The organism is Fluviicola sp. (assembly GCF_039596355.1).
Taxonomy (GTDB): domain Bacteria; phylum Bacteroidota; class Bacteroidia; order Flavobacteriales_D; family Crocinitomicaceae; genus Fluviicola.
The window spans coordinates 26,255-38,030 of record NZ_JBCNJW010000011.1; the positions used below are offsets into that span (position 1 = coordinate 26,255).

At 44.4% G+C, this 11,776-nt stretch carries 9 protein-coding genes; 5 read left to right on the forward strand and 4 right to left on the reverse strand.

The genetic code is table 11. The features are described from left to right. Positions 1–124 precede the first annotated feature (124 nt). Positions 125–1,438 carry an adenosylhomocysteinase gene (ahcY, locus tag ABDV94_RS16895; RefSeq protein WP_343748395.1) on the reverse strand — a complete coding sequence of 438 codons (1,314 nt, stop codon included), beginning with the start codon at positions 1,436–1,438 and terminating at the stop codon, positions 125–127. 218 nt (positions 1,439–1,656) lie between these two features. Here ahcY and ABDV94_RS16900 point away from each other — a divergent pair, with 218 nt between their 5' ends. From ABDV94_RS16900 to ABDV94_RS16910, 3 genes are all read left to right on the forward strand, one after another. After that, a complete protein-coding gene (locus ABDV94_RS16900; protein WP_343748396.1) occupies positions 1,657–2,358 on the forward strand; it encodes a DUF4328 domain-containing protein in 702 nt (233 codons plus the stop codon). A gap of 293 nt (positions 2,359–2,651) precedes the next feature. Further along, positions 2,652–3,992: an ammonium transporter gene (locus ABDV94_RS16905; protein ID WP_343748397.1), complete on the forward strand. Its 1,341-nt coding sequence runs from the start codon at positions 2,652–2,654 to the stop codon at positions 3,990–3,992. 116 nt (positions 3,993–4,108) lie between these two features. After that, entirely contained in the window at positions 4,109–4,720 is a 612-nt protein-coding gene (locus ABDV94_RS16910) for a TetR/AcrR family transcriptional regulator (protein ID WP_343748398.1), read from the forward strand. A gap of 321 nt (positions 4,721–5,041) precedes the next feature. On the opposite strand, the gene ABDV94_RS16915 is transcribed toward ABDV94_RS16910, so the two are convergent. From ABDV94_RS16915 to ftsA, 3 genes are all read right to left on the reverse strand, one after another. Continuing rightward, a complete protein-coding gene (locus ABDV94_RS16915; RefSeq protein WP_343748399.1) occupies positions 5,042–5,494 on the reverse strand; it encodes a GatB/YqeY domain-containing protein in 453 nt (150 codons plus the stop codon). Between the two features lie 140 nt (positions 5,495–5,634). Continuing rightward, a complete protein-coding gene (gene ftsZ / locus ABDV94_RS16920; protein ID WP_343748400.1) occupies positions 5,635–7,182 on the reverse strand; it encodes a cell division protein FtsZ in 1,548 nt (515 codons plus the stop codon). A 93-nt stretch (positions 7,183–7,275) separates the two neighbouring features. Continuing rightward, positions 7,276–8,586 (reverse strand): cell division protein FtsA, encoded by a 1,311-nt coding sequence (gene ftsA / locus ABDV94_RS16925; RefSeq protein ID WP_343748401.1) that lies wholly within the window; start codon positions 8,584–8,586, stop codon positions 7,276–7,278. A 343-nt stretch (positions 8,587–8,929) separates the two neighbouring features. On the opposite strand from ftsA, the gene ABDV94_RS16930 reads away from it, so the two are divergent. Continuing rightward, entirely contained in the window at positions 8,930–10,897 is a 1,968-nt protein-coding gene (locus ABDV94_RS16930; protein WP_343748402.1) for a tetratricopeptide repeat protein, read from the forward strand. Beyond that, the gene (locus tag ABDV94_RS16935) at positions 10,897–11,556 is read left to right on the forward strand and encodes a response regulator transcription factor (RefSeq protein WP_343748403.1); all 660 of its coding nucleotides are present in this window, start codon (positions 10,897–10,899) and stop codon (positions 11,554–11,556) included. Before ABDV94_RS16930 ends, ABDV94_RS16935 begins: the two co-directional genes overlap by 1 nt. Positions 11,557–11,776: the final 220 nt, after the last annotated feature.

Below are 11,776 nucleotides of genomic sequence, written 5' to 3' on the forward strand. Positions count from 1 at the left end.
ATTAAGTTCGTATTACTTCTTCGCGCGTGCGGGTCAAGGGGATGAATCCCCTTGGACCGCGCGGGCGCACGAAACAAAAAAGGAACCCCGAAGGATTCCTTTTTCCATGTATTATGTTGTGATCTTAGTATCTGTAAGCATCCGATTTGAACGGACCTTCTACCGTTACTCCGATGTATGCTGCCTGATCTTGTGTCAATGTTTCCAATTCCACACCGATTTTTGCCAAGTGCAGACGAGCTACTTTCTCATCCAAATGTTTCGGCAATACGTATACATCGTTCTCGTAGTTTGCGGAGTTTTCCCACAATTCCAACTGAGCCAATGTTTGGTTTGTAAATGAATTGGACATAACGAAAGAAGGGTGTCCTGTTGCACAACCTAAGTTCACCAAACGTCCTTCAGCAAGGATGATGATGTCGTTTCCTTTTACATTGTAGATATCAACCTGCGGCTTCACAGTAGATTTTGTAGCACCGTAGTTTGCATTCAACCATGCCATATCAATTTCATTATCGAAGTGTCCGATGTTACAAACGATCGTTTTATCTTTCATTTTCTCGAAATGACGCCCCATCACGATGTCTTTGTTTCCGGTAGTTGTTACTACGATATCTACGTTGTGAACCACTGTATCCAGTTTTTTCACTTCAAATCCGTCCATTGCAGCCTGCAACGCACAAATCGGGTCGATTTCAGTAACGATTACACGAGCTCCTGCACCACGCAATGAAGCTGCAGAACCTTTACCAACATCTCCGTAACCACAAACAACAGCTACTTTACCAGCCATCATAACGTCTGTTGCGCGACGAATAGAGTCAACCAAAGATTCTTTACATCCGTATTTATTATCGAACTTGGATTTAGTCACTGAATCGTTTACGTTGATTGCAGGCATCACCAAAGTTCCGTTTTTCTTACGCTCGTACAAACGGTGAACTCCTGTTGTTGTTTCTTCCGACAATCCGCGGATATCAGCTGTCAACTCAGGGAAACGGTCAAACACCATGTTTGTCAAATCTCCTCCGTCGTCGAGGATCATATTCAACGGCTTTCCACCTTCAAACGCAAACAATGTTTGTTCGATACACCAGTCGAATTCCTCTTCATTCATACCTTTCCATGCATAAACAGGAATTCCTGCAGCAGCGATTGCAGCAGCAGCGTGATCTTGAGTAGAGAAAATGTTACAAGAAGACCAGGTAACTTCAGCACCCAGTTCTACCAATGTTTCGATCAAAACTGCCGTTTGAATAGTCATGTGCAGACATCCTGCGATACGCGCACCTTTCAATGGTTTTTTCGCACCGTACTCTGCACGCAACGACATTAATCCTGGCATTTCAGCTTCAGCCAAAACGATCTCTTTACGACCCCACTCAGCAAGCGAAATGTCTTTCACTTTGTAAGCCAATTTTTCTGTTGTATTGCTCATAAATGATTTATTGCTCTAATTTTCTAATTTATAGACTGCAAAGATAAGATATCCCTTCGGGAATTAAAAATGTAAAATGCAAAATTCAAAAGGTTAGATTTATTCACACCAAACTGCCCTCTATCCTTTTTTTTGAATTTTACCATTTTCAATTTTGAATTATTCTTTTTTTGAATTTTGAATTATTCATTGATTATCTTCGTTCAAAAATTCAACCCATGTTAAGACCCAACAAAGACCGTTCAAATCGTTTAATCCTGGTACTCTGGATTTACACTGCTTTAGTAGCGCTCTCATCTATTTCGGACCTTTCTCAATACTTTCTTCTGAAAAGAATCGAAACCGGAAATTTCGGAATGGGCGAAATCGATGCCAATGACAACAGACAGCGAATCATCGCTCTGACATTACTGGCACTCAATATCGGAGTTGCCGTTGTGTTTATTCAGTGGTTCCGTCGGGCATATTACAACCTGCATCAATTGACAAACAGCTTATCGCACTCGGAAGGCTGGGCAGCCGGTGCATGGTTTGTTCCGATCATGAATCTTGGACGACCTTTCAACATCATGAGAGAAATGATGACCGTGTCTGAAAACATGCTGATTCGCGCAAACCTGGTTCAGGAAGAGCCAAAACGCAGACGTTCCGTAGGCATCTGGTGGACATTTTGGATTGGTGTTTCCGTTCTCAGTGATGCAAGCGCACGCATTCAGACGAAAACCGAAAGCATTGCAGTTTTAACAAACGCTACCCTGGCAGATGCGGTATTCGCCATTTTACACATTCCGTTGACAATTTTCACCGTGCGTATGATTAAAAATTACGCCGAACTGGAAACGTATCTGCCACAACTTGAAAGCGTGAATCAAATGCGTGAGATCAAAATCGACGATTCCGATATTTTAGATTCCATCTGAGAAAAATTCAACCAATTGTTTACGTTTCATGATCGAATAGTTAGTGAGTTAAGTCAAACACACTGAATTAGGTCAGGATTACTAAAAATAATTCGTGTAAATGAATATCCTGTCCGAGAATTGAAGTGATTTAAAAAAGCCTGCTGATTCCTCTGTTTATCACCCATGTTCTCGTATAGAACATAAAAAACATCCCGGCTCACTACAATTATTTTGTTTCGATTTTACTATCTTTGGGTGAAAAGCAAAACACCCCGATTTCGTTTGTTGAATCACTAATTATCGGGATGCGTATGAAACGTCTAAAGAAAAAATGGATCATTGCTTTTTTAACTATCTCCCTTATTTCAATTACCGGACTATTTTGGAAACCAGCTGCGTTCAATCACAGCATATTTGGAAAAATCGAAGCCATTTCAGGAGCAGATACTGCCTGGCTCCTCACCTCTTCCTGTTTGGTGTTGCTAATGACTCCGGGACTCTCTCTTTTTTATGGCGGAATGGTCGGCAAGAAAAACATCATTTCCACCATGTTGCAAAGTTTCATTTGCTTAGGAGTCGTCTCCATTATCTGGGTGGTCATCGGGTTTTCCCTTTCGTTCGGAGATCCGATCGGCATCACGATCCACGGAACAACCTATGGCATCATCGGTAACCCGTTTCAATTTACCTTTTTCGACCAGGTTGGCGTATTCCCTCACAACAGCATGGCCCCTACCATTCCGTTTGTGCTTTTCGCCCTGTTCCAAATGAAATTTGCGGTGATTACTCCAGCCATCATCACCGGTTCTTTTGCGGAGCGGGTTCGGTTTATCGGCTACTTGTTTTTCATGGTTCTGTTTGTTCCGCTTGTTTATGCTCCATTGGCACACATGGTTTGGCATCCCAACGGATTAATCGGCTCTTATTTCGGAGTAGTGGACTTTGCAGGAGGAACCGTGGTACATATCAGCGCCGGATGTGCTGCTCTGGCCGGAGCACTCATCATGGGAAAACGCAAAAACCGCCTTCATGCTCCCGCCAATATTCCGTATGTATTGCTCGGTACGGGAATGCTCTGGTTCGGGTGGTTTGGTTTCAATGCAGGTTCATCTTTGGCAGCAAACGGAACTGCTGCCATCGCATTTGCTACAACGACCGTCAGTTCTGCAGCCGGGATGATGACCTGGGTGTTTTTTGACCGGATTCAACACCGGAAAATTTCCGCGATGGGCGCATGCATCGGAGCCGTGGTTGGTTTGGTTGTCATTACTCCGGCTGCCGGTTATGTAACCATCCCTCAAAGTTTGTTTTTCGGGTTTACAGGTGCTATCGTTTCCAACTTAGCTCTTAACTGGCCCTACCTTAAACGCATTGACGATACCCTGGATGTTTTTGCCTGTCACGGGATCGGCGGCATTATGGGAATGATTCTCACAGCAATTTTCGCCAATAAACCACATTCCAGTCTGCTTCATGGTGGCTGGTCTGTTTTCGGAAGTCACCTGCTGGTACTCCTCCTGGTTTGCTTATTTGCGTTTGGCGCTTCCTGGTGCATCTTCAAGTTCGTTTCAAAAGTCATGACACTGAGAGTAAGCGATTCCAATGAGTCCATCGGATTGGATCTGACTCAACACGATGAAGTCGTCGAATAAACATTATTTAACACCTGTAAGGCTAAAATAACCCCGTCATTTTGAATCGGATGAATGAAAACATTACTACCTTAGGTCAGAGATACTAAGAAATACCGCTGTTCGGAAATACATCTATGAAAACACGTGATAAAATACTGGAAACAGCCCTGAACCTCTTCAATGAATGGGGAGTTCCGAACGTGACTTTACGCAAAATTGCGGCAGCTATGTTTATCAGTCAGGGAAACCTGAATTACCATTTCAAACACCGGGAAGACATCATTGAAGCCCTGTATTTCCAATTATTCGAAACGTTTGAAACTGAAAAAGCGCGATTGGAGAATGAAACCATTGATCTGCAATTCGTTCTGGATGCTGCCAAAACGGGGATGGAAGCGTTGTTCAAATACCGTTTCCTGATGATTGATTTCAACCAGAACATGCGGGAGAATCCCAAACTGCACAAACATTTCATCCAGTTGGAACAGATGCGGAAACAAACGTATCTGCACGCGTTCAACCTGGCCATTCAGTCGGGAGTGATGCGTGCACCGGCTTTCGAAACGGAATACGAAGGGTTGAATGAGCGCATCCGCGTCTTCAGCGACTTCTGGATTGCTTCAGCTGCCGTTTACCATGAACCGCCGGAGCAAACAGTTGCCAAATACCACAATTTACTCGTCGAAATGTTTTTTCCATATTTCACGCGGGAGTCACAGCGGGAGTTTTTGCTGAAAAGACTCTGAAACACTGATTTTTCCCGCTAATTCCGCGGATAACGCTGATGCCTGGCAACCAAACACCATTGCATACCGCAAATGCGCAAATTTTAACTCGGCTACCGCACTCGTCTTAAAAACACGACATATAAACACATCATTAATTCGTATTTACTACATAAAGAGGCGACTGGTAAGCGCCTCAGACATTTGCGCATTCGCGGGAAAATAGATCACTCTTACCGGCTGCCGCGATGATGCATCGCGCAGCAACGAAAAAATCCCGCTCAAACGAACGGGATCTTCCAACAATAAAAACAAAGTCCAAGGGACTCGCTTAACAATACATTACAAGTTGGCCAAAGCTTCTTTTACGAGTTCGGAAACGCGTTTTCCATCAGCTTTTCCAGCCAATTGACCGTTTACCGGCCCCATTACCTTACCCATATCCTGAGGTCCGCTGGCTCCGATTTCTGCAATCTTCGCTGCAATTACCTGACGGATTTCATCGTCAGACATCATCTTTGGCAGGTATTCCTCAATTACTTTCGCCTGAAACAATTCTTCATCAGCCAAATCGCTTCTATTTTGTTCTACGTATAAATGGTACGTATCCATGCGTTGTTTGTGAAGTTTCAAAACGATTTTATTCGCCGCTTCTTCACTTACTTCTCCCGAACCGCCTGATGTCGCTTCAAGGAGCAATTTGCTTTTAATATCACGCAATGCCGCAAGGCGTTCTTTTTCCTTTGCCAGCATGGCATTTTTAATATCCTGATTGATTCTTTCTGTGAAATTCATTATATCAGATTTTAAGACTTCCTATTTTAAGACCTTTAAGACTTACAGAATCCAGACAAAAGACCTTTATTGCATAAAGCTAAAGGCATTTGACTCCTGACTCTCCCAGTCTTTTAGTCTTAAAATCCTACCTGTCCAAATTAATCTACGTTATCGTGTAAAAAAGAGTTATTCGTTTTCATTCCGTTGTCTGAAAGACCGAAACGGCTCACATTGGACTCTTCACTTTTCACGACCTGATCCAAATGGATGTTTCTTCTTACAAATGCCGGCTCATCTTCCAACTCTTTCAACCCTTCTGCTTTTTTCAGCTTGCTGTTGTAGTTTTTGATGCGCTCCATACGCTCCATGTTACGGCGCTGTAATTCTTCAGCGCTAACCGGTGCTTTCTGGTTTTCCACCACGTTCTCCAACTGCGTTTTGTTTTCCGTTTCGTCATCCAGGAAGTAACGCTTCGGTTCTTCTTTCTGCTCCACAGAAGGAGTGGATGTAGGACTTGTCATCGGACGTGCTTCCGATTTCACTTCCCAGTCAAACTCAATGCTCCCGGAATTCGTTGAAGGCTTTACTTCTTCTGCCTTTGGTTCCGGCTTCATGAACGGCTCTTCTTCTCTTTTCTCCGGAGCAACCTGGTGCGTTGGTGAAGTCAGCGGAGTTTTGATTTCGTTTTTGGGCTCGTCTTCCAAAACAGAAACTGTTTTTTCAGGAGCCTTCTCAAAACCCGTGAACGGAGTGGTATTAAAACCGGTTGCAACCAATGTTACACTCAGTTTGTTTCCTAAGCTCGGATCGTAACCGTGCCCCCAGATAACGTCTGCGCTTGAACCCGCTTCGTCCTGGATGTAGTCTGTGATCTCTCCGATCTCATCCATCGTTACTTCGATATCACCATATGTGATGTTCAACAAGATGTATTTCGCACCTTCGATGTTGTTATCGTTTAGCAACGGAGAGTTCAATGCTTCCTGAACAGCAGTCAGCGCACGTCCTTCACCTTCAGCTGTAGATGATCCCATGATCGCTACGCCGGAATCACGCATAACCGTGTTCACGTCGTTGAAATCCACGTTGATCGCCCCGGTGGTAGTGATGACATCTGCAATTCCTTTCGCAGCTGTTGCCAATACGTTATCCGCCAATGCAAATGCATTCGCCAATGACATATTTCCTCCTACTTCACGCAGACGTTCGTTGTTGATCACCAACAAGGTATCTACACACTGACGCATCACGTCCAGTCCTTCTTCTGCCTGCTGACGACGACGACGTCCTTCAAATGCAAAAGGAACCGTTACGATCCCGACAGTCAAAATATTTAACTCTTTCGCAACCTGTGCAATGACAGGGGCAGCACCGGTTCCGGTTCCACCTCCCATTCCTGCAGTTACGAATACCATTTTTGTTCCGCTTGAAAGCAGTGTACGAATGTCTTCAATATTCTCAACAGCCGCATTTCTACCGATTTCAGGAATTGCACCCGCTCCACGTCCTTCAGTAAGGCTAGGCCCCAACTGAATTTTATACGGCACAGGAGAAATATCCAGCGCCTGACGGTCTGTATTACAAACGATGAAATCAACACCTTTGATTTCCTGATCGAACATGTGGTTTACAGCATTACTTCCACCACCACCAACACCAATTACCTTGATAATTGAAGTTGTTCCTTTTGGCAAATCGAATTCCATATGCTTCTTTTTATTGTTGTTGTTATTGTTGTCTAATCTTCATTAACCAGCCGCTTTGCGTCCAAGACTCAAGTGGTGATAGCTAATTTAATATTACTCCTCTTCCGCGAAGAAATTTTTACTCTTTGTTAACAAAGTATCAAAGAAACTTCCGCGCGTTTTGGTCGAATGTCCTTTTACATGTGTGGTCGCAGCCTGCTCTACCGGCTTTTGAGGAACATCATTCTCGAAGCCTTTCATCACCAGTCCGATCCCTGTTGCATACATCGGAGAAGTAATTGCTTCAATCGTGTTGCTGGATGCCAGATGCTCTGTCGGAAGCCCGATCCGCGTGGTCATTCCCGTCATGTATTCAAACAACTGCGTGATGTGTTTCAACTGGGAACCACCTCCCGTTACCACGATTCCCGCAATCATTTTTTTCTCGTAGCCGGAGTTCACGATTTCGTAGTGAACGTGCTCGATGATTTCTTCCATACGTGCCTGGATAATGCTTGCCAGGTTGCGCAGGGTGATCTCTTTCGGGTCGCGTCCGCGCAGTCCCGGAATACAAACCACTTCTGTTTCCAGGCTTTCCGAAGCCAGTGCAGAACCGAATTTCACTTTCAGTGCTTCTGCGTGGCGGCGCAAAATGGTGCATCCTTCCTTGATGTCGTCTGTAATCACATTTCCTCCGAAAGGAATCACGGCCGTGTGGCGGATGACACCTTCGTGGAAAATAGCGATGTCGGTCGTACCACCGCCGATGTCGACCAGGACAACTCCTGCTTCTTTTTCTTCTTCACTCAATACAGCGTCCGCAGATGCAATCGGTTCCAGGATGATGTCTTTCACCTGCAAGCCGGATTTATCTACACACACTTTGATATTTTTCGCCGCGTTGATCTGCCCGGTAATGATATGGAAATTCGCTTCGAGGCGCACTCCCATCATCCCGATCGGGTCGATAATTCCCTGTTCGTTATCCACGATATACTCTTGCGGCAACACGTGGATAATTTCTTCTCCCGGAGGCATGACCAGTTTGTACATGTCGTCGATCAGCGCATTGATATCCGCCTGGGAAATCTCCACATCCGGGTTATTGCGGGTATAGATTCCACGGTGCTGCAAGCTTTTGATGTGCTGACCTGCAATTCCCACGTTCACCACGCGGATGATCAAATCCGCATCTACGCGGTTCTGAGCTTCTTCAACAGCAGCTTTAATCGATTGAACGGTCTTCTCAATATTGGACACGATTCCTCTGGCAACGCCTAAAGACTCGCTTTTCCCCATAGAAATGATCTCGATCTTTCCATGCTCATTCTTGGTTCCGACTAAACATGCGATCTTCGTCGTTCCAATATCCAATCCAACTACAATCTTTTTTCCCGCTGACATAAACTCTTCTTTTTCTTCCATTTATATTGAATCAGAATCACCCGCTTCAACATTCCTTAACCTGCTTTTGATCCGGTTAATTCCTGTCTTTATCGAATGAATACCGTCACATATCGACATTCTGATCCCTTCCCACTATACGGTATGTACAAACTTAATTTTTATTTTGCCGCCTTTTTCGTGAATTTCGAATACTTATTAAACGGGTGTTGTTAATAAAGATACACCTAAATTTCAGGTAAAATCCTTCATCCAGACAACAAAACCGCCCCTTTCAACTAGTTTGTTAATTATCAAAGTATTTACATTTTAGAAACAGAAATTTTACTTAATTTTAAAAACTACACACGAACCAATTGCTACCATGACAAGACTGCTCTGCTTCTACCTGATATTTTCAGCCGGTTTTCAGCAACTGTACGCACAAAAATCGGACACTCAAAAACTCGACGAGTTAAAGTTCCGGATCAAACAAGCAACTTATTACGACAGTTCGACGGTTTTCTCGCTGGGGAAACAATGCATTCAGCTTGCCAAATCCCTGAAAAGGGAAAACGAAATCGGGTATGTTTACCAATATTACGGCAGTTTCAATTACTATAAAAACAATTTGAAAGAAGCCCGCAACTATTACTACAAAAGCATCGCAATCGGGGAAAAAACAAAGGATTTCAAGCTCATTAATTCGACCCGGATCCGGATGACCTTCCTGATTCTCGACCAGGACGTCCTGAAAGCAGAAGACGATTTTCGCGCCTTGCTGAAGGCCGCCAAAAAGGGAAATTACATCGATAATCAACTGGAAATTTACAACGGGCTCGGCATCATGTTCGAAGCGCGCCTGATGTATGACAAAGCCACGGAAAGCTACCTGCAGGGATTGCGCATTTCCGAGAAGCATCATCAAAAATATGCAACCGCTTACCTGCTGAACAACCTCGCCCTGCTGAAACTCAAAGCCAAAAAATACGATGAAGCCAAAAAAGACCTGGAACGTGCGCTGATTCTTGCTACGGAAACCAATGAATCGCGCTTACGGCTCAATGTCTTGAACAACCTCGGTCTGGTGACTCATCAACTGAAGGATTTCAAGGGTTCGATCCGGCATTACAAACAAACAGTCGCCGAAGCTAAAAAGATTGGTTTTCCGTCCGGGATTATCGCAGCCTATATCAATCTTTCATCTTCTTACCTCGACAACAAACAACTTCCTGAGGCTTCCCGCACCAGTGATTCTGCACTGGCAATCGTAGAGACTTACCACGACCCGTTGTTTCTGATCAATTCTTACCTGATGCGGGGAATGGTTTCCACCAAACAAAAGGATTTTAAAACGGCAGAAAAATGCGTCGATTCGATCCGTTCGATTCTGAAGTCCTACAACGACCCCAATTACCGGAAGGAATTGATCATGCTTCAATCAACTTTAGCATCCGAGAAAGGAAATTACAAACAGGCTTATCAACTCGAAAAGGAGTTCAACAGTTTATCAGACAGCATCCGGGAGGTTTCCAATGAACAGGAACAAACGCGGCTCCAAACCATTTACGGAAAAGAGCGCATGGAGAATGAGCTGACTGATTTGAACCAGCGAAATAAGCTCCTGCACACGGAAAACAAGCTCAAATCGGCCAATTACCGGTTTACTTTCCTGGGTATTTTATCCCTGTTCATGCTCACGCTGGCGGTCATTTATATTTACAACGTGCGGAAATCACGGAAGATTAAATCGGTTTTTTCGCAAAAATTAATCGAACAAATCGACGAAGAACGCTCACGGATTTCCAAAGACCTGCACGACGATATTGGCCAAAGCCTGGCAGTGGTAAAATCCAAACTGAATTTATTCACAACCGGAAAAATTGCGCAAATTGACGGTGTGGATTCTGAAATCGGCGATATCCTGGAGCAAACGCGGGTTTTAAGCCACCAGCTTCACCCTGCCGCACTGGAAAAAATCGGGCTGGAACGCGCCCTGAATTCCATCATTGAAAAAACGCAGTCGGGAACGGATATTGTATGCAGTTTTGAGTTCACAGCGGAAGAAAAACCCATCGATAAAGAAACCAGTTCCCAGATTTACCGGATCATCCAGGAATGCATTTCCAACACGATCAAGCACGCACATGCAAGTGCTCTGAAAGTATCGATCGAACGCAGAAACGGGGAATTGATCATTCAATACCGCGACAATGGGATCGGGATTCCGGATTCCCAGGATCGAAACGGACTTGGTTTGCTCACCATCCGGGAGCGCACAGCCATTATCGGTGGAAAACTGGATTTGAAAACCGGACACAAAAAAGGTGTTTCATTAACTATCACAATATAATGAAAGTAATCCTGGCAGATGATCATCCTATTTTCAGAAGCGGCTTAACTTTTCTGCTCGAATCCTCTTTTGACCATGTCGAGATTGAGGCTTTCGAAAACGGGCTGCAGGTTCTGGAAAACATTCCGCGCTTCAACCCCGATATTGTTTTGCTGGATATTGACATGCCGGTCAAAAACGGACTGGAAACCTGCTCGGCCATTCAGCAGCAATACCCGGAGCTTGCCGTGATCATTCTTTCCATCCACAAAACAACCGATATTGTAAAACTTGCTTTTTACAACGGCGCGAAGGGCTACCTGATCAAAGACAACACCTCCGAAGAAATTGTGGAATGCATCAACTGGGTACTGGACGGAAAAACATACCTTCCGCTCGTTTTAAGGGATCAGTACAACAACCGGCAGATTGACCCACGCATGGAACTGATCACAGACGAGATCAAATCACTCACTCCCACCGAATTAAAAGTATTGAAACTAGTCAGTAAGAAACATTCCAGCAAGGAAATTGCCGACCTGCTTTTCGTTTCTCCAAAATCAGTTGAAAACTACCGCTCACGGATTTGTAAAAAACTGAACCTGGACGCGCGCAACAACAGCCTGTTACTTTGGGTCATGGAAAATAAATTCCTCTTCGACTCAGAACAATTGCTTTGAGAATTACAAATGCCTGATTACAGCTTTTGTCTGTTCGAGTCCCGGACACTTCCGGGATACCGAGAATGACAAAGAAAGTAGTCGCTTTTCCAGTTGTTCTCAATACACCTCCGTTACACTGCAGCACTCGAACAGACTAGAAATATCGACCCGACTAAAAACAACAAAGAGACCGCACTCTCCAATACGGTCTCTTTATCTTTCGGGGCATAGTTGTGTG